Here is a 22,878-nt window from a genome sequence, read left to right on the forward strand (position 1 = left end):
GCTCCGTACCGATCTTACAGTACGGGCGCTTAACTCGATCAAATTTTGTTTTTTTTGAGGCGACAAGTTCATTCAAAAGCCGCGTAGAGGCCCACTATAATAGTAACAAGGGTTCTTTAGCCTCGATCGTGTCGCGCCGCGTCACAGATCGACTGAAATTTTTGTGGCTCGACTGTGCGGGCCGACGCCGTGATGGAGCGATTTCGAATGCCGGATTCCGCTTGCGCGTCTGAAATCGGTTTTGGACGATATGCGCGCGGGCGCAGCGTCGGCGCCTGCTTCAGGGCGGCGGCGCAGGCCTTCGCCGACCGGCCGGCCGTTCTGTCCGACGCGCGGGGGCCGATGAGCTTCGCCGAGCTCGACCGGCGCTCCGACGCCTGCGCGCGCGCGCTCGCTGCGGCCGGCGTGCGGCCGGGCGACGTCGTGGCGCTGTTCATGCCGCGCTCTCCCGAGGCGATCGTGGCCATGCTCGGCGCGCTCAAGGCGGGGGCGGCCTTCGCGCCGCTCGATCCAGCCTATCCCGCCGAGCATCTGGCCTTCATCGCGGCCGACGCCGCGCCGGCGGCCGTCCTCGTCCGCCCGCAGGACGCGGGGCCGGATTTCGCCGCGCCGCGCCTCGCCGTCGACGCCGCCGCCCCGTTCGAGGACGGGCCGGCGCCGGAGCCTCGGCCGCAGGGCGAGGATCCCTGCTATGTGATGTACACCTCCGGCACCACCGGCCGGCCGAAGGGCGTCGTCGTGCCCCATCGCGGCGTGACGCGGCTCGCCTTCAACAGCTTCGCCGATCTCGGGCCGGGCGACGTCGTGATGCAGTTCGCGCCGCTCGCCTTCGACGCCTCGACCTTCGAGATCTGGTGCGCGCTCCTGAACGGCGCGGCGGTGGCGATCGTCGCCGAGGAGCATCCGGGCTTTTCCGAGCTTGGCGCGGCGATCGCCCGCCATGGCGTCACCGTCGCCTGGCTCACGGCGAGCCTGTTCCACGCGGTGGTCGACCGCCAGGTCGAGATCCTGAAGCCGCTGCGGCTGCTGCTCGCCGGCGGCGACGTGCTCTCGCCGCGCCATCTGCGCCGCGCGTTCGACGCGCTGCCTTCATGCCGCATCGTCAACGGCTACGGGCCGACCGAGAACACCACCTTCACCTGCTGCCACGAGATTGCGCGCGACCTCGACCCGAACGCGCCGGTTCCGATCGGCAGGGCGATCGACCACAGCCTGGTCTATGTGCTCGATCCCGCGCTGAAGCCTGTCCCTGACGGCGAGACCGGCGAGCTGTTCGCCGGCGGGGAGGGGGTCGCGCTCCGCTATCTCAACCGGCCCGAGCTCACGGCGGAGAAATTTCTCGCCGATCCCTTCTGCGGCGAGGACGGCCGGCTCATGTATCGCACGGGCGATCTCGTGCGGCGACGCCCCGACGGCGTGGTCGAGTTCCTCGGCCGCGTCGACCGCCAGGTGAAGATCCGCGGCAAGCGCGTCGAGGTCGACGAGGTCGAGGCCCTGCTGCGCCGCCTGCCGGGCGTCGCCGACGCCTGCGCCGTGGTGCGCGAGCGCACAGACGGAGAGCGCCAGATCGTCGGATATGTGACCGGCCGGGACGGCGCGGCCCTCGACGCGCCGGCGCTGCGCCGAACGATGCTCGAAATCTCGCCGGACTTCCTCGTTCCCGCGATCCTCATGGCCCTGCCCGAACTGCCGCGCACGCCGAACGGCAAGGTCGACCGCGCCGCCCTGCCGCAGGCCGCGGCCCCCGAGCCGCCGGGGCAAGGCGCGGCGCCGCCCGCGCAAGGTTCGGGCGATAGCTTTGAAAGACGGGTCGCCGACGTCTGGGCGCGCGTCCTCAGGGCGCCGCCGTCGAGCCTCGACGCGAATTTCTTCGACCTTGGCGGCGCTTCGCTCGACGTCATGGCCATGCAGGAGGAGATCCGGAAAGCCTTTGCGATCGACGCGCCGATGACCGACCTGTTTCAGCACACGACCGTGAGGTCGCTCGCGGCGCATCTGCGCCGCCTCGCGACGCCTGACGAGCCTTCCGGCTCGGACCAGACGGCGCTCGATGATCTTTCCGTCCGCAAGGCCCGTCAGGCAGAGGCGCTGAAGCGCGCCGCCCGTCGCCGCGCCGCGCCGGCCTGAGGCTGTTTATGACCCAGACTTTTGATGAACCGGAGCTCTCCGGGGTCGCAATCATCGGCGTCGCGGCGCGTTATCCCGGCGCCGCGGACGTCGGCGAATTCTGGCGCAACCTGCGCGCCGGCGTCGAGTCGATCAGCCGGTTCTCGCCCGGCGACCTCGAGGACGCCTTCGACGCCGCGACGCGAGCCGATCCCGCCTATGTGCCCGCGCGCTCGATCCTCGAGGGCGTCGAAAATTTCGACGCCGGCTTCTTCGCCATGCATGCGCGCGAGGCGGAGCTGACCGATCCGCAGCATCGCGTGCTGCTCGAATGCGCCTGGAACGCGCTCGAGGACGCGGGCTACGATCCCGCGGCCTATCCGGGCGCGGTCGGCGTCTTCGCCGGCTGCTCCATGAGCACCTATTTCCTGCGCAACGTGCTGCGGGACCGCGCCGCGGTCGAGCGCTTCACGAGCGACTATCAGGTCGGCAGCTATCCCGAGCTGATCGGCGCCCTGCCGGACGTGTTCGCCACGCGGCTGTCCTACAAGCTCGGCCTGCGCGGCCCGGCGATGACGGTCCAGACGGCCTGCTCCACCTCGCTCGTCGCCATCGCCGAGGCGTGCAAGAGCCTTCTCCTGTTTGAATCCGACATGGCGCTCGCGGGCGGCGTGTCGATCACCTTCCCCCAGAAGCGCGGCTATCTCGCGGTCGAAGGCGCCATGGTCTCGCCGACCGGCCATGTCCGCACCTTCGACGCCAAGGCGGACGGCACGGTGTTCGGCAGCGGCGCGGGCCTTGTGCTCCTGAAGCGCGTCGAGGACGCCGTCGCCGACGGCGACCATATCTACGCCGTGATCCGCGGCGCGGCGCTCAACAACGACGGCGCGCAGCGCGCCGGCTTCACCGCGCCGAGCGCCGAGGGACAATGGCGGGCGATCGCCGCGGCGCTCGCCAGCGCCGAGGTCGACGCGCGCTCGATCTCCTATGTCGAATGTCACGGCACGGCGACGCCGCTCGGCGACCCGATCGAGGTCGCCGGGCTGACGCGCGCCTTCCGCGCGTCGACGCAGGACGAAGGCTTTTGCGCGCTCGGCTCGGTCAAGCCGAACATCGGCCACACCGACGCGGCGGCGGGCGTCGCCGGCGTCATCAAGACCGCGCTCGCGCTCAAGGAGAAGCAGCTTCCGGGGCTGCTCCATTACGAATCACCCAATCCGCACATCGCCTTCGCAGGCGGGCCGTTCTATGTGAACCGCGCGTGGCGCGACTGGCCGGCGGGCGAGACCCCGCGCCGCGCCGGCGTCAGCGCCTTCGGCGTCGGCGGCACCAACGCCCACGCCGTGCTCGAGGAGGCGCCGGCGCTCATCTCCGGCCCGTCGCTGCGCCCGGCGCAGACCTTCGTGCTGTCGGCGCGCAGCGCCCCGGCGCTGGCGGCGGCGCGCGAAAATCTCGCCGCCCATCTCGAAGCAAACCCCGACGTGCCGCTCGCCGACGCCGCCTTTACGCTGGCGCGCGGCCGGCGCGCCTTTTCGCACCGGGCGGCGCTCGCCGCGACCGACGGCGCCGCGGCCGCGGCCGCGCTGCGCTCGGGGCAGGGGCTCGTCTTCGGCGAGCCGAAGGGGCCGCGCTCCATCGTCTTCATGTTTCCGGGCCAGGGCGCGCAATATCCCGGCATGGGGGAGGGGCTTTTCCGCAGCGAGCCGGCGTTCCGCGACAGCATGCGCGAAAGCGCGGAAATCCTGCGGCCGATCCTCGACGCCGATCTCTGCGCCCTGCTTTACGGGGCGGACCATGAGCGGCTCGACGCGGCCGCGCTTCAGGCCACGCAATACGCCCAGCCGGCGCTGTTTTCGGTCGGCTACGCGCTCGCCACGCTGTGGCGCGGGTTTGGCGTCACGCCCGCCTACATGATCGGCCACAGCATCGGCGAATTCGTCGGCGCCTGCCTCGCCGGCGTGTTCTCGCATGAAGACGCGCTGCGGCTCATCGCCGAACGCGGCCGGCTGATGCAGGAGATGCCGAAGGGCTCCATGACCGCCGTGCGCCTGCCCGAGGCGGAGCTTGCGCCTCATCTTGGCGGCGACCTCGCGCTCGCCGCGGTCAACGGCCCGAAGCTCTGCGTCGCCGCCGGGCCAGACGCCGCCGTCGCGGCCCTCGAGGAGACGCTCGCCGCGCGCGGCGTGATGACGCGCCGGCTGCACACCTCCCACGCTTTTCATTCGCCGATGATGGAGCCGGCCGCGGCCGCCCTGCGCGAGGTCGCGGCCGGGCTCCGCCTGTCCGCGCCGACCCTGCCGGTGATCTCCTCGACGACCGGCGGCTGGCTCACGCCGGAGCTTGCGGCTTCGCCGGATTACTGGGCCGCGCATTGCCGCGAGCCGGTGCGCTTTCTCGCCGGACTCGAAACCCTGCTGCGCGAGGCCGAGGCTCCGCTCCTGATCGAGGCGGGCCCGGGCCAGACGCTGTCGACGCTCGCCCGCCAGAGCGGCGCGGGCGCCTCGTCCGACGCGGTCGTCGCCTGCCTGCCCGACGCGGCGCGCGAGACGCCGGACGCCGTGGTCCTCGCCCGCGCGGCGGGGCAGCTCTGGTGCGCGGGCGCGCCGCTCGACTGGCGCGCCGTCTACGCCGCGGAATCGCGCCGACGCGTGTCATTGCCGACCTATCCGTTCGAACGCGTCCGCCATTGGCTCGACGCGCCGCCGCTCCCACATTCAGGAGAGCAGGCGCCGCCTGCGGCTCCTTTCTCCGCGCCCGCGCCGCAGCCCATGACGCTCATTCCGCATGAAAGCTCTTCGATGACTTCTTCCATGACGACCCCCGCGATCGCGACGCCCGCCGCAGGAGCCAAAGACGCCATCCGCGCGAAAGTCGTCGAACTGTTCGAAGATCTTTCCGGCGAATCCCTCTCCGACGCGCCCCAGGACGCGACCTTCCTTGAACTCGGCTTCGACTCGCTCCTGCTGAGCCAGGCGACGCAGAGCCTGCAGCGCGACTTCAAGGCCAGGCTCACCTTCCGCCAACTCATGGGCGAACTCTCCACCATCGCAGCGCTGGTCGATCACATCGACGCCGTCCTCCCGCCCGAGGCGCGCGCGGCCTTCGCGCCGCCCGCGCCCGCCGTGGCCCCCGTTCCGGCGGCCGTCGCCGCGCCGCAGGCCTTTGCCGCCGGGGCGCCGGCCCAGGTCTTCGCCGCGCCGATGTTCGCCGCGTCCGCGGCGGCGGACGGCGGCGTGCAGCAGATCATCCGCGACCAGCTCGAAGCGATGAGCCGGCTCATGGCGCAGCAACTCGCGGCGCTCGGCGGCGCGTCCGTCCCCTTGTCGGCCCAGCCCCAGCCCGCTCCGGCGCCCGCTTCCGCCTTGTCCGCCCCTGCGGCGCCGGCTCATGCCCTGCCTGCGGCGCCGGCTCCGGCCGTGCCTGCGGCGCCCGCCGCGGCCGATGAGCCGAAGTCGCGCTTCGAGCTTCTCGCCGCCGCGCGTTCGGCGCCCGCCGCCGCAATGACCGAAATCCAGGAGCGCGCGCTCGCCGCCCTGACCGAGCGCTTCAACGCGCGCTCGCCGACCTCGAAGGACATGACCGGGCGCTATCGCCAGGTGCTCGCCGATCCGCGCGCGGCGGCAGGCTTCAGGCCCGAATGGAAAGATCTCGTCTATCCGGTGGTGAGCGACCGCGCGCAGGGCTCGCGCATCTACGATCTCGACGGCAACGACTACCTCGACCTCGTCAACGGCTATGGCCAGACCTTCTTCGGCCATGCCGCTCCCTTCGTCGTCGAAGCCGTGGCCGAGCAGCTGAAGAAGGGCTTCGCCATCGGCCCACAGTCGGCGCTGGCCGGCAAGGTCGCCACGCTCTTCTCGGAAATGACCGGCAATGAGCGCGTGACCTTCTGCAACACCGGCTCCGAGGCGGTGATGGCGGCGATGCGCATCGCCCGCACCGTCACCGCGCGCGAAACGGTGGTGATGTTCACGGGCGACTATCACGGCCAGTTCGACGAGGTGCTGGTCAAGGGCACGTTGCGCGGCGGCGTCGCCAAATCCATGCCGGCGGCCGCCGGCATCCCGGGCGATTCAGTCGAGAACATGGTGGTGCTGCCCTATGGGACGCCGGACTCGCTCGCCTGGATCAAGGCGCACGCCGAAGACATCGCCGCCGTGCTGGTCGAGCCTGTGCAGAGCCGCCATCCTGCGCTGCGGCCGGTCGAGTTCCTGAAGGAGCTGCGCGCCGTCACCGAGGCCTCGGGGACCGCGCTCGTCTTCGACGAGGTGGTGACGGGCTTCCGCATGCATCCCGGGGGCATGCAGCATCTGTTTGGCGTCCGCGCCGACCTCGCGACCTACGGCAAGGTGGTCGGCGGCGGCCTTCCGGTCGGCATCCTCGCCGGCAAGGCCCGCTTCATGGACGCGCTCGACGGCGGCCAGTGGAGCTACGGCGACGACTCCTACCCCGAAGCGGCGATGACCTTCTTCGCAGGCACCTTCGTGCGCCATCCGCTGGTCATGGCGGCGGTGTGGGCCGTGCTGAACCACATCAAGGAGAAGGGCCCCGAGCTTCAGGAGGCCGTCGCCGCGCGCACGGCGGGGCTCGTCTCCCGCCTCAACGCCTTCCTGCGCAAGCGCGGCCTCGACGTCGAGATCGAGACCTACGGCAGCCTGTTCTTCTTCGATCTCGGCAAGCTCTCGCGCTACGCCAGCCTGTTCTATCCGCACATGCTGGAGCGCGGCGTCTACATCCAGGAGCATTATCCCTGCTTCCTGACGACGGCCCATTCCGACGCCGACGTCGAGGCGATCGCGACCGCCTTCGAGGATAGCGTCGTCGCCATGCAGAAGGCCGAGTTCCTGCCGGCGCCCGCGGGCATGGGGCCTGAGCCCGAGCGCGACGGGCCGCTGACGGAGGCGCAGACCGAGATCTGGCTTTCGGCCCAGCTTTCCGACGAAGCTTCCTGCGCCTTCAACGAATCCATGACGCTGCGGCTCAAGGGAACGCTCGACCGCGCCGCGCTCGAGGACGCGCTCAACAAGGTGATCGCGCGGCATGACGCCCTGCGCGCGGTCTTTACGCCCGACGGGCTGCGCATGCATGTCGAGCCCGAGCTTGGCCTTGCGCTCGACGTCGAGGATTTTTCGCGGGGCTCGCTCGACGAAGCCGAGGCGTCGTGGGGCGCTCTGCTCGCCGAGGACGCCCGCACGCCCTTCGACCTCGTGCGCGGGCCGGCGATCCGCGTGCGGCTCGGCCGGCTCGCGCCCGACCTGCACGCGCTCATGGTCACGGCGCATCACATCGTCTGCGACGGCTGGTCCTTCAACGTCATCATCGGCGAACTGACGGCGCTCTATGAAGAAGCCGTGTCCGGCACGCCGGCGGACCTTGCGGCGCCGCTTTCTTTCCTGCGCTACGGCGCCGAGGAGCGCGCCCGCCACAAGCGCGAGGGCGCGGCCATCGACGCCTTCTGGCTGCCGCAGTTCACGCCGCCGCCGGCCGCCCTCGATCTGCCGACCGACCGTCCGCGTCCGGCGCAGAAGACTTTCGCCGGCGCGACCCTCACCCGCGTCGTCGACGCCGAGCCGACGCAGCGCTTCCGCAAGGCCATGGCCAAGCAGGGCTGCACCCTGTTCGCCGCGCTGCTCGCCGCCTATGAGGTTCTGCTCGCGCGGCTCGCGGGCCAGAACGAGGTCGTCGTCGGCATCCCCGCCGCCGGGCAGCAGCTTGTCGAGAGCGAGGGCGCGCTCGTCGGCCATTGCGTCAACTTCCTGCCGCTGCGCGCGCGCTGGGACGACGAAGCGGCCATGACGCAGGAGCTCGCGGCCGCGCGCCAGCGCGTGCTCGCGGCGCAGGAGCACCAGAGCTTCACGCTCGGCACGCTGGTGCGCAAGATGGACCGGCCGCTCGAGGCCGGCCGCCGTCCGCTCGTCGAAGTGCAGTTCAATCTGGAGCGGCTCGGCGACAGGATCAGCCTGACGGGGCTCGAGGTCGAGGCGCGCTCAAATCCCAAGGCGGCGGTGATCTTCGACCTGTTCTTCAACGTCACGGAGCAGGACGGCGGCCTCAGGATCGACTGCGACTACAACAGCGACCTGTTCGACGAGGCGACGATCGATCGCTGGATCGGCCATTACCGCACGCTTATCGACGCCGTCGCGGCCGATCCGGCGCAGAAGATTTCGGCCCTGCCGCTGCTGTCGCCGGCCGAGCGGGAGTGGCTCGTCCACGGCCTCAACGACACGGCCGAGCCGGGCCTTGACCTGCGCCCGGTGCATGAGCTGATCGCCGCCCAGGCGGCGCGCACGCCCGACGCCGTCGCCGTGCGCTGCGCCGACCGGGCGCTCTCCTATCGCGAGCTCGACGAAAAGGCGAACCGGCTCGCCCATCACCTGCTTGGCGTCGTCGGCGACGCCAATGCGCGCATCGGCGTCGCGACGGAGCGCTCGCTTGACATGGTCGTCGCGCTGCTCGCGGCGATGAAGACCGGCTGCGCCTATGTGCCGCTCGACCCGGGCCATCCGGCCGCGCGGCTGCGGCTCGTGCTCGAGAACGCCGACGTCTCGGCCATCGTCTGCGACGACAACGCCTTCATGTCGGCCATGTCGCATGGCGCCCACGTGGTCAGGCTCGACGCCGACGCGGCGGCGATCGCCGCCGCTCCGGCGACCGCGCCCGCCGCGCCCGCCGACGCCGCACGGCCCTGCTATGTGATCTTCACCTCGGGCTCGACCGGCGTGCCGAAGGGCGTCGAGATCGCGCACCGCTCCGTCTCGAACCTCCTGTGGTCGATCGCGCGCAAGATCGAGGCCGGCCCGCGCGACGTGCTCGTCGCCGCCACGACGATCTCCTTCGACATCGCCGCGCTCGAGCTCTTTATGCCGCTCGTCACGGGCGGGACGGTGGTCATCGCGAGCCGCGACGACGTGCGCGGCGGCTTCGGCCTCGCGGCGATGGTTGAAAAGCCCGAGACGACGATCGTGCAGGCGACGCCCTCGCTCTGGCGCATGCTGACCGAAGCCGGCTTCTCGCCGCGTCCGGGCCTCCGGATGCTGTGCGGCGGCGAGGCGCTCCCGCGCGACCTCGCCGAAACCCTTATGCGGAACGGCGGCGAGCTCTGGAACGTCTACGGCCCGACCGAGACCACGATCTGGTCCTCGATCGGGCGCGTGCGGCCCGGGCCGATCACGATCGGCGAACCCGTCGCCAATACCCAGCTCCATGTGCTCGACCGGAACCGCCGGCTTGCGCCGATCGGCGTCGGGGGCGAGCTTTTCATCGGCGGGCTCGGTCTCGCGATCGGCTATTTCCGCCGGCCGGAGCTCGACGTGGCGGCCTTCGTCGACGTCTCGCCCGACGGCGGCGCGCCGCAGCGGCTCTATCGCACGGGCGATCTCGCGCGGCGCCTGCCGGACGGCGGGATCGAGGTGCTCGGCCGCGCCGACGCCCAGGTGAAGCTGCGCGGCTTCCGCATCGAGCTCGAGGAGATCGAGGCGGTCATGCGCGGCTGCCCCGGCGTCGCGGCCTGCGCGACGGCGATCCGCACGCAAGGGCAGGGAACGCCGCGGCTCGTCGGCTATTACGTCGCCGCCTCGGCCTTGCCGGCGCCGGAGCTTTCCGGCTTCGCGGCGCAGCGCCTGCCGGACTACATGGTCCCCGCCGTGTGGATGCGGCTCGACGCCCTGCCGTTCACGCCGAACGGCAAGCTCGACCGCAAGGCCCTGCCGACGCCGGAGCTCGGCGCGGCCGAGGACAAGCGCGTCGTCGCCGCGCCGCGGACGGAGCTTGAGCAGAAGCTCGTCGACATCTGGCGAGAAGTGCTGCAAATCAACGAGATCGGCGTCGACGACAATCTTTTCGCGCTGGGCGCGGATTCAATCCATCTGTTCCGCATCGCCGCGCGGATGATGGCGCAAAATCTGGGACTCGAGGCGCGCCATCTGATGCGCTTCCCCACCATCGCCGAACTGGCCGCCGCCGCGGAGGCGGGAGCTGGCGAGGCCGACCGGCGGCCGGCCCGGGATCAGGCGCCCTCCCTGAGCAGCTTCAGGCGCGGCGCGCAGCTTAAGGGAACTTCTGCGTGACGATACAGGCGAATGATCTTGGTCTGGGGCCCGTCGAGCCGGAGGACGTTCAGGATGACGCGCTGATTTTCCCCTGCTCGGCGTCGCAGAACCGTTGCTGGTTCATCAACGCGCTCAATCCCGGCAATCCGGCGCTCAACGTCGCGCTGCGCTGGGAGGCGGAAGGCCGGCTTTCGCCGTCCGTGACGGAGCAGGCCTTCCAGCAGATCGTCGACCGGCACGAAGTCCTGCGCTCGCGCTTCTTCGAGCACCGCGGGGAGGCGATGCAGGAGGCGTCGCCGGCGCTCGATTTCAAGCTTTCCGTCGTCGATCTGTCGATGCTGCCCGCGTCGGAGCAGGAGATCGAGGCGCTGCGGCTCGGCGAGCTCGAGGCCCACGCCTCCTTCGATCTTTCGCAGGCGCCGCCGATCCGCGTGACCTATCTGAAGATGTCGGGCGAACGCGCCATCCTGCTCGTCACCGTGCATCAGATCGCCTTCGACGGCTGGTCGATCCGCATTCTCGCCCATGAGTTCGGCGAGATCGCCGAGGCGATCAACGCCCGCCGCCCGCACGCGCTGCCGCCGCCGCCGCTGCAATATGGCGACTATTGCCGCTGGCAGAAAGCCTATCTCGCCTCCGGCGCCTTCGAGGAGGAGATCGCCTATTGGTCCGAGCGGCTTGGCGACGCGCCCTATTTCGAGGTGCCGTCCGACCACGAAAAGCCGGCGCGACCGACCTACAAGGGCGTCATCATCGCCAAAACGCTGCCGCCCGAGCTCGGCGACGGGCTCGAGGCCGCGGCGCGGCGCTTCAACGTGACCCTGTTCAGCCTCGGCTGCGCCATGCTCGGCGCGGCGCTGCACCGCTTCACCGATGAAAACGACGTCATTTTCGGGACCCAGATCGCCGGGCGCGACGATCCGGAGCTCGAAAATCTGATCGGCATGTTCATCAACAATCTGGTCATGCGCTTCGACGCGTCGGGCGATCCGACCTTTTCGGAGTTTCTGCGCCGCGCCAATGAGGCGACGCAGGGCGCGCTGATCAACAGGCGCATGCCGTTCGACAAGCTCGTCGAAACGCTCAACCCGCCGCGCGACCCGTCCCGCACGCCGCTGATTTCGGTCAATTTCACCGTGCTGCGCGACGTGATGGACCATAAATCCTATGGCGACTTCACGCTGCATGGCCGGCCGTCGCTTTCGGCCGGCTCGCTTTACGACCTCATTTTCTTCATGGTTCACTGGCCGGACGGCTGGCGCATGGCCATGGAGTACAACCCCGACCTGTTCGAGGCCGAGACCGCCGAAAACCTGCTCGGCTTCCTGATCGACACATTTGAATTCGGCCTGCGCAGCCCGGAGGCGAAGCTTTCGGGGCTCGCCCCGCCGCCGCGCGGAAATTTCGAGGCGCTCGCCCGGCGCGCCGCGCTGCGCGACCTTGAGCGCATGCTCGAGGCCCAGCCCAGCGTCGCCGAGGCCGCGGTCGTGCAGCCTGTCGAGCGGGCGCGGCCTTACGCGTTCGTCGCGCCGCAGCCCGGCCTGCGCACGCCGCTCGAGGCGCTGCCGGGGCGGCTCGCGGAGGCGCTCGACGCCGCGTCGCCGCAAGGCGCGCCGCGCCCCGACGGAATCAGCGTTCTGGTTTCGCTGCCCAAAACGCGTCACGGCGCGATCGACCGCAGCCGTTTGCCGCCGCCGCCGCCGGAACGGTCCGACAGGACTCCCGCCCTGACCGGCGCCCCCGCTTCAGGCCCGACGGCGACCGAAAAGCGGCTTGCGGCCGTCTGGCGCGAGCTGCTTCAGGTCGAGACCGTCGAACCGCAGTCGAATTTCTTCGAGCTCGGCGGCCATTCGCTTCTCAGCATCCGGCTCATGGCGCGGGTCGCGGCTGAATTCGGCGTCAAGCTCGATCCGCTCACGCTGTTCGAGGCGCCGACGCTGCGCGCCTTCGCGGCGCGGCTGCCGGACGGCGAGGCTCCGGCGGCGGTCGAGGAGGACGACAAGAGCTGGCTCGCGCGCATCCAGCCGCGCGGCGACAAGACGCCGATCATCTCGATCAACAATTCGATGCTCTATTACACGCTGGCGCAGAAGCTCGGTCCGGACCGGCCCTTCGTCGGCATTTCGCTCGTCGTTCCTCCGGGCGACGAACCGCCGCCGGATCGCTCGATGAGCGAGATCGCGGCCGACTATGTCCGCCGCATCAAGGAGGCGCAGCCGCACGGCCCCTATGTTCTGTTCGGTCTCTGCATCGGCGGCGCGCTGGCCTATGAATGCGCGCAGCAGCTTTCCGCCGAAGGCGAAGAGACGCCGCTGCTGATCCTCGCCGATCTGTGGGTGCCGGGCTATCTCGCCTCCTACCCGCTGCATCGCAAGATTCTCTACCAGCTCAACTACCGGGCGCGACAGCTCGCGCATCGCGTCAGTCTCGTGCTGAGCGGCAAGTCGAGCTTCGCCGAGGTGCTGTCGAGCTTCACCCTGGTGCGCAAGACCCGCATCCTCGATTTCGCGGTTTCGCTCGGGCTCGTCGACGGATCGAAGCTCGCGCGCAAGGTCATCGGGCGAAAGGAATGGATGTTCCTGATGTCGCTCGAGCATGCGCGCGACGCCTACAAGATCAAGCCGATCGGCGCCGACGTCGTGATCCTGAACAGCGAAGAGATCGTCACCACTTTCGCCGATCCCAAACTCGGCTGGGGACCGCTCGTCAAGGGACGTCTCAGCATCTTCAACCTGCCCGGCTGGCATGACGAAATGTTCCACGAAAAAGGCGCGGAGGCGGCCGCCCGGCATCTGCGTCCCCTGCTCGAGGAGATCGACCGCAATCGAACGACGAAAGCGCTCACGAACGCGCGATCGTCGGCGAGCGTCTGACGCGGCTTTGCAACGCCGGAGGCCTTCGCATGGTCAGGCTGTTTGACCTGCGCTTCGACCAGTTCATGGGGCGATATGGCTTTCTCGTCGGGGCCGCGCTCGTGCTGGCGGCAGGCGTGGGACTCCTGATCGTCGGACGGTCCGCGCGCACGCCCGCCGCTCTCGCCTTATGCGTCCTTGGCGTGGTCGGCGGCGCATTCGCCGTCCAGGCCGTCCCGCGTTTCGCCCATGCGGCGCAGCGCGCGGCCTTTGCGCCGCCGCCTCGCGCGCCGACGGGGCCTTACGCCGTCGTCGAGGCGAATCTGATCCTGCCGCCGGCCGGATCCGGCGCCTCGCCGATCCGCGCGCTGGTTTTCGCGCCGGCCGCGCCGGGACAGAAGGCGCCGGGCTCCTGCGCGGCGCTTTCTGGCCTGCGCCTGCCTGACGCTGCGGGGCAGGCGGCGCCCGAAACATCGTCGCGGCCCGCGTGGCCGCTTCTGCTGTTCGCGCCGGGGCTTGAGGGCGGCGCGCGCGAAATGGCGTCGATCGCGGCCGAGCTCGCGAGCCGCGGCTTCTTCATCGTCGCGCTTGACGACCCGCTGTCGCAGACGCCGCCGCCGCGTCCGACCTTCTTTGATTTCTCATCCGACGAGGCTTTCGCCGCGACGCTGCGGCGCTCGGAGGCGAAAGCGCAGGCCGACGCGCGGCGGGCGCTCGACGCGCTCGACCGGCTGCGAGCCTGCGCCGGCGCGGCTTTTTCCAGAAGCGTCGATTTCAACCGCGTCGGCTTTTTCGGCTTCTCCTTTGGAGGCGGCGTGGCGGCGACGGCGGCCTCGCTCGATCCGCGCGTCGTCGCCGCCGCCAATATCGACGGCTGGGTGTTTGGCGAAGCGGAGACGCGTCTCGACAAACCCTATCTCGCGCTGTTCAGCGACGAGCCGCTTCCAACGCGCGAGGCGCTGAAGTCCGAAGATCCGGCGCGGCGCAACTATGCGCGCCAGCAGCGCGATTTCGTCGCCGCGCAGGCGAGGCTGTTCGAGGACGAGGGGAAATTCGGCTTCCAGCTGCGCAACACGGCGCATGGCGATTTCACCGACGCCGCCTTTGCGCGCACGGGCCGGCCGGACCGCTGGGTTTTCGTCGACCCGGACGAGGTCCATGGCGTCGCCGCCGATTATCTCGCGGCCTTCTTCGGCGCCTATCTGCGCGGCGAGGCCGGCGAACTGTTGCGCGCCGCGCCGCCGCCCGCCCGTGGCGTCATCGCGCTCAAGGGCCGACGCGGCTGGGCGGAGGGCGACGAGCCCGTTCCGGTCCGCTCCTGGTTCGGTCTCGACTGAGAACGGCTGGCCCACGCTTCCCGGTCCCGGCGGCTTCCGGTTGCGACGTTGCGACCTTCACAACGACGAAAAAAGGCGGCCCGGACGGCCGCCTTGTCTTTCCTGAGCGTTTTCCTGAAAAAGACCGAAGCGCCGCCGGTCAATGGCCATGGGCGATGGGCGCGCCCCAGCTGCTCCAGATGTAGATCGTCGCGAACAGGAACAGCCAGACCACGTCGACGAAGTGCCAGTACCAGGCGGCGAATTCGAGCCCGAGGTGGTGGCGCAGCGTCAACTGGCCCATCAGGGCGCGCAGCAGGCATACGGCGAGGAAGATGGTGCCGACGATCACATGGAATCCGTGGAAGCCGGTCGCCATGAAGAAGGTCGCGCCGAAGATCGAGCCTTTGAACGCGAAAGGCGCGTGGACATATTCATAGGCCTGCACGGCGGTGAAGATCACGCCGAGCGCGATGGTCAGCGCGAGGCCGATCTTGAGGCCCTTGCGGTCGCCGGTCAGGAGCGCGTGATGCGCCCAGGTGACGGTGGTGCCGGAGGTCAGCAGGATCAGCGTGTTGAGCAGCGGCAGATGCCAGGGGTCGATGACCTCGATCCCCTTCGGCGGCCATTGCCCGCCGAGCGCCTGCGCGCGCAGATATTCCTGCGGATGGTTCGGAAACAGGCTCGAGTCGAAGAAGGCCCAGAACCAGGCCACGAAGAACATCACCTCGGAGGCGATGAACAGGATCATGCCATAGCGCAGGCCGAGCTGCACGATGGGCGTGTGAAAACCCTCGCGCGATTCTTTCACCACGTCGACCCACCACGCGGCGGCGATGAAGACGACGGCGATGAGGCTCGCGCCGAACACGAACTTGCCGGGCTTCAGCGGGCCGAAGGCGAGGTCTTTCATCCAGAAGATCGCGCCGACCGCAAGGAACAGGACCGCGACTGAAACGAGCAGGGGCCATGGGCTCGGCGGCACCAAATGATAGTCGTGATTGGGTTTGGCGTGGACGTCCGACATGAAAACCCTTCCCCCGATCTGGCGGCTCTGCCGAGCCTTGCGGCGCCGCGGCGCCTTGTTCTTGCTTCAGGCTTTCAAAACCCGTTCGACGCGAGCCGCGGGGCGCGCGCCGTTTGTTGTCTCACCAAACGTCCTGACGCGAAAGCCGGAGGCTTTCGCGCCGGGCCGCTTCAGAGCGGCGCGCCCGCGGCCCTGTCGAAGCGGGCGGCGTTCTGCTTCGTCCGCTCGGCCCTGGCCGGAAACACGGTGTAGGACAGGACGACTGTTTCGACGCCGGCGAGCGTCTTGTCCTTTTCGAGCGCCGGATCGAGGAAGAACACGACCGGCAGCTCGACGGTTTCGCCGGGCCCGACCATGATCTCGTCGAAGCAGAAGCAGCTGATCTTGTTGAAATAGACGCCGACGCCGTCGGGCCCTACATTATAGGAGGCGATCGCCGCCAAGGGCGCTCCGGAGCGGTTCTGCGCCCGGAAGAACGCCGTCGCCGTCTGGCCGGGCCGCAGGCTGATCTGCGTCGTCTCCGGCTCGAAGCGCCACGGCAGGCCCGGCGCGACATTGGCGTCAAAGCGCACCGTCATCTGGCGTTCGCCACGCGCCGCGGGCGCGGCGTGCGCCACCTGCGTGGTGCCGCCGTAGCCGGTCGCGGCGCAAAACATCCGATAGAGCGGCGACGCCGCGAAAGAGAGCCCGAGCATGGCGACGCACACGGCCGCGGCCGCATAGGCGACGCGGCGCTGGCGGCGCGCGGCGCCGGCGGCCTCTGGCGTCTGCGGTCCCGGCGCGCTCATCGGCGTCTCCCTAGATCGGCCGCTGCAGGACGCCGGGACCAAGCTTGGCGATGGTCACGACATAGACCAGGACGACGAAGAAGCCGATCGCGAGCGCGATCGCCAGATTGCGCTGGCGCCGGCTCTTTTCCTGCTCCGGCGTCAGCCGCACGCGCCGCGGAGGCGCGGGCAGGGCGGCGGACGCAGGAGCGGGCGCTTCGGCGCGCGCGTCTTCGAGGGGGTCATGGGTCATGACGCGCCCCAGAGCCGGCCCGGCGCGGCGACGGCCGCGAGACGCTCGACGGCGATCGCGGCGAAGAGAAGGAAGAGATAGACGATCGAAAAGCCGAACATGCGCATCGCCGCGCGGTTCGCCGCCTCGCCGTCGCGGATCAGATAGACGCGCAGCGCGTGCAGCAGCATGACCGCGCCAAGCGCCGCCGCGAGGACGCCGTAAAACGCCGAGGCGAAGCCGAGGAGCGCGGGCAGCACGCCGACCGGAACGAGGACGATCGTATAGAGCAGGATGTCGCGCCGCGTGCGGTCGGGGCCGGCGACATTCGGCAGCATGGGCACGCCGGCGCGCGCGAAATCGCCGGTCTTGACGAGGGCGAGCGCCCAGAAATGCGGCGGCGTCCACAGGAAGATGAGCGCGAACAGGGCGAGGCTCGCCGCGCTGACCTCGCCCGTCGCGGCGAGATAGCCGACCATCGGCGGGAAGGCGCCGGCCGCGCCGCCGATGACGATGTTCTGCGGCGTCGAGCGCTTCAGCCACATGGTGTAGACGACGGCGTAGAAGAAGATGGTGAAGGCGAGCAGCGCCGCCGCCGCCCAGTTGGCGCAGAAGCCGAGCGTCAGCACCGACAGCGCCGCGAGCACGATTCCGAAGGAGAGGGCGCTTTCGCGCGGCACCCGGCCGGACGGGATGGGGCGGCGCTGGGTGCGCCGCATCACCGCGTCGATGTCGCTGTCATACCACATGTTGAGCGCGCCCGCGGCGCCGGCGCCCGCCGCGATGGCGAGAAGCGAGGCGAAGCCGATGACGGGATCGACCGGCTTCGGCGCGACGAGAACGCCGGTGAAGGCGGTGAAGACGACGAGCGACATCACCCGCGGCTTCATCAGGGCGAGATAGTCGCCGGGGCTCGCGGCGGAGATCGAAAGGTCTACGGCGTCCTCGGTGACGAAGCTCATGGGGGCGTCCGTTCTGATCCGGTTTCTGGCGTTTCCGCCGGACGCGTCACAGATGCGCGTCGGCCGGGCCGGTGATGCGCGGCAGGGTTTCAAAGGTGTGGAACGGCGGCGGCGAGGACACCGTCCATTCGAGCGTGGTCGCGCCGACGCCCCACGGATTGTCGCCGGCGAGGCGCTTCCGCGCGAAGGCGTCATAGACGACGTAAAGGAACAGAAAGACGCCGATCATCGACAGATAGGAGCCGAAGGACGAGACCCGGTTCCACAGGGCGTAGGCGTCGGGATAGTCGATGTAGCGTCGCGGCATGCCGGCGAGGCCGAGGAAATGCTGCGGGAAAAAGGTGAGGTTGACGCCGATGAACATCAGCCAGAAATGCGTCTTGGCCAGAGTCTCGTTGTAGAGGTAGCCCGACATCTTGGGGAACCAGTAGTAGAAGCCGGCGAACAGGGCGAAGACCGCGCCGAGCGAGAGCACGTAGTGGAAATGCGCCACGACGTAATAGGTCTCGTGCAGGGCGCGGTCGATGCCGGCGTTGGCCAGCACCACGCCGGTGACGCCGCCGATGGTGAACAGCAGGATGAAGCCGGTCGCCCAGACCATCGGCGCGCGGAAGGAGATCGAGCCGCCCCACATGGTGGCGATCCAGGAGAAGATCTTCACGCCGGTCGGCACCGCGATGACCATGGTGGCGAAGACGAAATAGCGCTGCGTGTCGAGCGACAGGCCGACGGTGAACATGTGGTGCGCCCACACCACGAAGCCGACGGCGCCGATCGCCACCATGGCGTAGGCCATGCCGAGATAGCCGAACACCGGCTTCTTGGAGAAGGTCGAGATGATGTGGCTGATGAGGCCGAAGGCCGGAAGGATCAGGATATAGACTTCCGGGTGGCCGAAGAACCAGAACAGGTGCTGGAACAGCAGCGGGTCGCCGCCGCCGGCCGGATCGAAGAAGGTGGTGCCGAAATTGCGGTCGGTCAGCAGCATGGTGATGCCGCCGGCGAGCACGGGCAGGGAGAGCAGCAGCAGGAAGGCCGTGACCAGCACCGACCAGGCGAACAGCGGCATCTTGTGCAGCGTCATGCCCGGCGCGCGCATGTTGAAGATGGTGGTGATGAAATTGATCGCGCCGAGGATCGACGAGACGCCGGCGACATGCAGCGCGAGGATGATGAAGTCCATCGACGGGCCGGGATGGCCGGTGTTGGCCGAGAGCGGCGGATACATCACCCAGCCGCCGCCGAAGCCGTGCATGCCCGGCGCGCCCTCGACGAACAGCGAGATGAAGCCGAGCGAGAACGACACCGGAAGCAGCCAGAACGAGATGTTGTTCATGCGCGGGAAGGCCATGTCCGGCGCGCCGATCATGATCGGGACGAACCAGTTGCCGAAGCCGCCGATGAGCGCCGGCATGACCATGAAGAAGATCATGACGATGCCGTGCATGGTGATGGTGACGTTGTAGAGGTTCTTGCCCATCTCGAAGGCGAGATCGGGGTCCGCGCCCTGCAGCATGCGGGCGAGCGCCGGGAAGATCTGGACGCCCGGCTCCTGCAGCTCCATGCGCATCAGCACCGAGAGAATTCCGCCGAAGACGCCGGCCGCGATCCCGAAGATGAGATACATCGTGCCGATGTCTTTATGGTTGGTCGACAGGAGCCAGCGCCGCCACCCGGTCGGGTGGCCGTGCTCCTCATGGACCGCGGCGCTCGTCGCCATGCTCGCCTCCCTCAAAGATTCATGTTGTCCGGCTTTGGGCGTCAGCGCGCCGCGCCGTTCTCCGCCAGCCTGATTTCATCCTGCGGCGCGGCCGCGAATTTCTTGGCCGCCGCGGCGAGCCAGGCCGCGTATTTCTCCTGGCTCACGACGCGGAAGGCGATCGGCATGTAGGCGTGGTCCTTGCCGCAGATCTTGGAGCACTGGCCATAATAGATCCCTTCGCGCTCGGCCCTGAACCAGGTCTCGTTCATGCGGCCCGGCACGGCGTCGATGCGGATGCCGAAGGCGGGGACGGTGAGAGAATGGATCACGTCGGCCGAGGTGACGAGGAGGTGCACGGTCTTGCCGACGGGGACCACCGCTTCGTTGTCGACCGAGAGCTGGCGGATCTGCCCGGGCTTCAGATCGGCTTCGGGGACAAGGTAGGAGTCGAAGGAGAAGCCGCCGCCCTGGTCCTTGGGGTAGTCATAGGTCCAGAACCACTGCTTGCCGGTCGCCTTCATGGTGACGTCGGCCTGCGGCACGACGAGCTGGTGCGTCAGCAGCCGGAAGGAGGGGATGGCGATGACGACGAGGACCATCACCGGCAGGACCGTCCAGGCGACTTCGAGCAGCGAATTATGCGTCGTCTGCGCGGCCACCGGATGCTTCGACTCGCGGTAGCGGAAGATGATCCAGACGAGAAGGGCGAGGACGAACAGGCAGATGGCGGTGATGATCGGCAGCAGGATCGCATTGTGGAACACATGCATTTCCTGGGCGATCGGCGTGACCGGCTCCATGAGATGCGTCTGTCCGGGGGCGGCGAAGCTCTCGCCCGGCCGGGCCTCCTGCGCCCGCGCGCCCGCCGCGGTCCAAGCCGAAGCGACAAGGCAGAGCGCGGCCCCGCCCGCCGCGCGCGCAGCCCGAAGACGATGGAATCCAGAAAAATCGAAGACGCCGTTTGGGGCCTGGCGGGCAGCTCTCATGACGGTCAAGGCTCCGGTTGCGCAGCTCGTTCTCCGCGCCTACCACCTTCTTTTGAACTCGTCTAGGGGCGCCGCAAAAAACGCCCAAGTTAGTTCAAAATCATATTTGTGCATTGCGCGCAACCGGCCGGGAGGCTTCGCGGCTGCGGCAAAAAGGCACGGCGCCGCAACATCGCCGGCGCGGGCCTCGCGACGCCGGCCCACGCGCGGCTTTACTTGACACCGGGGCGCGATTTGCTAGGTCCGCCCTCGCGCCCTGTCGCCCGGCCCGGCGGCCGGGGCGCCACAGAACCACCGGAGCGAACATGGCCGACGGCGACGGGTTTCATCTTCTGCGCGCTTTTTTCTCGCGCCTTCGCGCTCCGGCCCACGTCCTCGCGCTCGCCGGCGCGGCGTTGGTCGCGGCGACGGGCGGCGGAGCGCAGGCGCAGGGCGTGGTCAAAAGCAAGCACGGCGACTGGGAGATGCGCTGCGAGACGCCGGCCGGCGCCGCCAAGGAGCAATGCGCGCTGCTCCAGAGCGTCGCCGCCGAGGACCGGCCGAACATCAACCTCGTGGTGATCGTGCTCAAGACGGCCGACGGCAAGAGCCGGCTTTTGCGGGTCATCGCGCCGCTCGGCGTGCTGCTGCCCTCGGGCCTCGGCCTCAAGATCGACGACGCCGACGTCGGCCGCGCCGGCTTCGTGCGCTGCCTGCCGACAGGCTGCGTCGCCGAGGTGGTGATGGAGCCGAAGCTGCTCGAACAGATGAAGGCCGGGACCAACGCCACCTTCATCATCTTCCAGACCCCGGAGGAAGGCGTCGGCATTCCGCTCGCCCTGTCCGGCTTCAAGGAAGGGTTCGACGCGCTGCCCTGAGCCGCGCGCCGTCCTCGCGCCGCCGGCGGCCTATTCGGCGGCGTCGCGGCAGAGCGGCAGGCGCGCCGCGGCGGCCATGGCGAGCGCGGCGGCGACGCGCTTCAGCCCCGACCTGATCTCGGCGAAGCGCGGCAGGGGCGCCACCGCCTGCTCGTCCATGTAAAGGCCGCGGCCGATCTCGATCTGCAGCGCGTGGCGGTTTGCGCCCGGCGCGCCATAATGCTCGGTGATGTAGCCGCCGGCGTAGGGCTTGTTGCGGGCTACGGTGAAGCCGAGGCTGCGCAGCTCGGCCTCGGCGGTTTCGACAAAGATTGGCGCGCAGCTCGCCCCATGCCGGTCGCCGAGCACGAAATCCGCCTTGCGCTCGCCCGAAGGCTCGTCGCGCCGGAAAAAGCCGCCATGGGCCGGGGCGGCCTGTCCCGACGGCATGGAGTGGCAGTCGATCAGGACGGCGCAGCCAAAGGCGAGCTCGGCGCGGTCGAGCAGCGCCGCGAGCCTTGCGTGATAGGGCCGGTAAAGCGTCTCGATGCGCTGCAGCGCCTCGGTCACGGGCAGGCGCTCGCGATAGATCTCCTGGGCCTGGCCGACGACGCGCGGAATGGTGCCGAGCCCGCCCGCGACCCGGATCGAGCGCGTGTTGGCGCCGGGCGGCAGCCGCCCGTCGAACATGCGCGGGTCGAGCTCGTAGGGCTCGCGGTTGAGGTCGAGATAGGCGCGCGGGAACAGCGCCTTGATCATGGGCGCGCCGACGCTCAGACAGTCGGCGAAGAGCTGGTCGACGAAGGCGTCCTCGGAGCGGCGCAACTGGGTCGGATCGAGCCGCGCCCGCGTGAGAAAGCTCGACGGATAGATCCGGCCCGAGTGCGGCGACGAAAAGACGAGCGGCGACGAAAGACGCTCGGGCTCGAGCACTTCATATCCCGCGCCGAAGACGGGCTCGCCCCTCGATGAGGCGCCGCAGCCGGCGGGCGCGGAGGAGCCGGACGACGGGGGGGCAGACGACATGAGGGCTCCGTGCGGTCCGCCAGGCGAAGAAATCCGGCGAGGAGTCGGGCGAGGCGATCGTGCGCGGCGCGCGGGCGTAAAAAGACAGCGGGCTTCGCCACGACGCACGACTTTGCCAAGGCCGCGCGCCCCTGTCCATCCGCATTTGCGGCGCCCGCGCAATCAGGAATCGATTTTCGCGAAAACGCCGCTATGCTGGAAAAAGGCGTGCAAATCCGCCACGGCGCCGAAAAAACGCCGGCCGCGGGCTTTCCGGGCCGGCACAGAGGCGGCGCGGCCTGCAGTCTTCATGGGATCTTTACCGATTGGATTTCTGCTTGGGCTCCATTGCGAGGCTCTCATGAACGACATGCGCTTTACGACCCCGCCGAAACTCCAGCTCGGCAAGATCCTGCTCGCCGAAGACGACGAAGACATGCGCCGCTTTCTCGGCAAGGCGCTGCAGAACGCCGGCTTCGAGGTCGCCGCCTTCGACAATGGGCTTTCGGCCTACAGCCGCCTGCGCGAGGAGCCGTTCGAACTGCTCCTCACCGACATCGTGATGCCCGAGATGGACGGCATCGAGCTCGCCCGGCGCGCCACCGAACTCGACCCGGACATCAAGGTGATGTTCATCACGGGCTTCGCCGCCGTCGCCCTCAACCCCGACAACAACGCCCCGCCTCAGGCCAAGGTGCTGTCGAAGCCGTTCCACCTGCGCGACCTCGTCAACGAGGTGCAGCGCATGCTGGCCGCGCCGGTCGAGGCGCAGAACGAAGGCTGAGCCGGGGCGCGCCGCGCCAAAGCGCCTTTTGCGCCGCTCCGGCCTTCATTATCATGCGACGCCTGTCGCCGGGCTCCCGAAAGGCCGGGCGCGCGGCTCCCTGACTTTTCGCGCGGAACGGCCGCAGCGCCCGCCCGCGCCGCGCTGGATTTTGACGTCATGACCGACGCCGCCGTCTTTTTTCGCGCCGCCGTCCCGCCCCGCGCCCCGGCGTTGTCTCGCGCAACGGTCCGCGGCCGGCGCGGCCTCGCG

Annotated in this window: 13 protein-coding genes; 6 read left to right on the top strand and 7 right to left on the bottom strand. The window is 69.3% G+C overall.

Going from position 1 to position 22,878, the window contains the following annotated elements:
* Positions 1–207 precede the first annotated feature (207 nt).
* Genes ACILRB_RS04935 through ACILRB_RS04950 form a run of 4 tightly spaced genes read left to right on the top strand, consistent with a single transcriptional unit; the run spans position 208 to position 14,346 of the window.
* On the top strand, positions 208–2,127 hold the full coding sequence (locus tag ACILRB_RS04935; RefSeq protein WP_395665187.1) for an amino acid adenylation domain-containing protein: 1,920 nt from the start codon (positions 208–210) through the stop codon (positions 2,125–2,127).
* Positions 2,128–2,135: 8 nt separating this feature from the next.
* Positions 2,136–10,175 carry an amino acid adenylation domain-containing protein gene (locus ACILRB_RS04940; RefSeq protein ID WP_395665188.1) on the top strand — a complete coding sequence of 2,680 codons (8,040 nt, stop codon included), beginning with the start codon at positions 2,136–2,138 and terminating at the stop codon, positions 10,173–10,175.
* Positions 10,172–13,030 carry a condensation domain-containing protein gene (locus ACILRB_RS04945; RefSeq protein ID WP_395665189.1) on the top strand — a complete coding sequence of 953 codons (2,859 nt, stop codon included), beginning with the start codon at positions 10,172–10,174 and terminating at the stop codon, positions 13,028–13,030. The genes ACILRB_RS04940 and ACILRB_RS04945 overlap by 4 nt, the downstream gene beginning before the upstream one ends.
* 29 nt (positions 13,031–13,059) lie before the next feature.
* Entirely contained in the window at positions 13,060–14,346 is a 1,287-nt protein-coding gene (locus ACILRB_RS04950) for a dienelactone hydrolase family protein (protein WP_395665190.1), read from the top strand.
* A gap of 139 nt (positions 14,347–14,485) precedes the next feature.
* Here ACILRB_RS04950 and ACILRB_RS04955 read toward each other — a convergent pair whose 3' ends face one another.
* From ACILRB_RS04955 to coxB, 6 genes are all read right to left on the bottom strand, one after another.
* A complete protein-coding gene (locus tag ACILRB_RS04955) occupies positions 14,486–15,352 on the bottom strand; it encodes a cytochrome c oxidase subunit 3 (protein WP_395665191.1) in 867 nt (288 codons plus the stop codon).
* Positions 15,353–15,522: 170 nt separating this feature from the next.
* Positions 15,523–16,140: a cytochrome c oxidase assembly protein gene (locus ACILRB_RS04960; RefSeq protein ID WP_395665192.1), complete on the bottom strand. Its 618-nt coding sequence runs from the start codon at positions 16,138–16,140 to the stop codon at positions 15,523–15,525.
* A 10-nt stretch (positions 16,141–16,150) separates the two neighbouring features.
* Positions 16,151–16,372, bottom strand: coding sequence for a hypothetical protein (locus tag ACILRB_RS04965; protein ID WP_395665193.1), 222 nt, complete (start codon positions 16,370–16,372; stop codon positions 16,151–16,153).
* A complete protein-coding gene (locus ACILRB_RS04970) occupies positions 16,369–17,313 on the bottom strand; it encodes a heme o synthase (protein WP_395665194.1) in 945 nt (314 codons plus the stop codon). The genes ACILRB_RS04965 and ACILRB_RS04970 overlap by 4 nt, the downstream gene beginning before the upstream one ends.
* Before the next feature lie 46 nt (positions 17,314–17,359).
* Positions 17,360–19,033 carry a cytochrome c oxidase subunit I gene (ctaD, locus tag ACILRB_RS04975; RefSeq protein ID WP_395665195.1) on the bottom strand — a complete coding sequence of 558 codons (1,674 nt, stop codon included), beginning with the start codon at positions 19,031–19,033 and terminating at the stop codon, positions 17,360–17,362.
* A 41-nt stretch (positions 19,034–19,074) separates the two neighbouring features.
* Complete coding sequence (gene coxB / locus ACILRB_RS04980) at positions 19,075–20,001, bottom strand: cytochrome c oxidase subunit II (protein ID WP_395665196.1); 927 nt, start codon at positions 19,999–20,001, stop codon at positions 19,075–19,077.
* Between the two features lie 305 nt (positions 20,002–20,306).
* On the opposite strand from coxB, the gene ACILRB_RS04985 reads away from it, so the two are divergent.
* Complete coding sequence (locus ACILRB_RS04985) at positions 20,307–20,858, top strand: invasion associated locus B family protein (protein WP_395665197.1); 552 nt, start codon at positions 20,307–20,309, stop codon at positions 20,856–20,858.
* A 30-nt stretch (positions 20,859–20,888) separates the two neighbouring features.
* Here ACILRB_RS04985 and ACILRB_RS04990 read toward each other — a convergent pair whose 3' ends face one another.
* Entirely contained in the window at positions 20,889–21,863 is a 975-nt protein-coding gene (locus ACILRB_RS04990) for an N-formylglutamate amidohydrolase (protein ID WP_395665198.1), read from the bottom strand.
* A 340-nt stretch (positions 21,864–22,203) separates the two neighbouring features.
* On the opposite strand from ACILRB_RS04990, the gene cpdR reads away from it, so the two are divergent.
* Positions 22,204–22,626, top strand: coding sequence for a cell cycle two-component system response regulator CpdR (cpdR, locus tag ACILRB_RS04995; protein WP_395665199.1), 423 nt, complete (start codon positions 22,204–22,206; stop codon positions 22,624–22,626).
* Positions 22,627–22,878: the final 252 nt, after the last annotated feature.

It is taken from the genome of Methylocella sp., from assembly GCF_044226135.1.
Classification (GTDB): Bacteria; Pseudomonadota; Alphaproteobacteria; order Rhizobiales; family Beijerinckiaceae; genus Methylocapsa.

What these genes read in the sequence shown, in the direction of transcription:
- ACILRB_RS04985 (WP_395665197.1), top strand. Translation starts at nt 20,307, where the DNA reads ATGGCCGACGGCGACGGGTTTCATCTTCTGCGCGCTTTTTTCTCGCGC.
- ACILRB_RS04970 (WP_395665194.1), bottom strand. Translation starts at nt 17,313, where the DNA reads ATGAGCTTCGTCACCGAGGACGCCGTAGACCTTTCGATCTCCGCCGCG.
- cpdR (WP_395665199.1), top strand. Translation starts at nt 22,204, where the DNA reads ATGAACGACATGCGCTTTACGACCCCGCCGAAACTCCAGCTCGGCAAG.
- ACILRB_RS04960 (WP_395665192.1), bottom strand. Translation starts at nt 16,140, where the DNA reads ATGAGCGCGCCGGGACCGCAGACGCCAGAGGCCGCCGGCGCCGCGCGC.
- ctaD (WP_395665195.1), bottom strand. Translation starts at nt 19,033, where the DNA reads ATGGCGACGAGCGCCGCGGTCCATGAGGAGCACGGCCACCCGACCGGG.
- ACILRB_RS04965 (WP_395665193.1), bottom strand. Translation starts at nt 16,372, where the DNA reads ATGACCCATGACCCCCTCGAAGACGCGCGCGCCGAAGCGCCCGCTCCT.
- ACILRB_RS04935 (WP_395665187.1), top strand. Translation starts at nt 208, where the DNA reads ATGCCGGATTCCGCTTGCGCGTCTGAAATCGGTTTTGGACGATATGCG.
- ACILRB_RS04940 (WP_395665188.1), top strand. Translation starts at nt 2,136, where the DNA reads ATGACCCAGACTTTTGATGAACCGGAGCTCTCCGGGGTCGCAATCATC.
- ACILRB_RS04955 (WP_395665191.1), bottom strand. Translation starts at nt 15,352, where the DNA reads ATGTCGGACGTCCACGCCAAACCCAATCACGACTATCATTTGGTGCCG.
- coxB (WP_395665196.1), bottom strand. Translation starts at nt 20,001, where the DNA reads ATGAGAGCTGCCCGCCAGGCCCCAAACGGCGTCTTCGATTTTTCTGGA.
- ACILRB_RS04950 (WP_395665190.1), top strand. Translation starts at nt 13,060, where the DNA reads ATGGTCAGGCTGTTTGACCTGCGCTTCGACCAGTTCATGGGGCGATAT.
- ACILRB_RS04990 (WP_395665198.1), bottom strand. Translation starts at nt 21,863, where the DNA reads ATGTCGTCTGCCCCCCCGTCGTCCGGCTCCTCCGCGCCCGCCGGCTGC.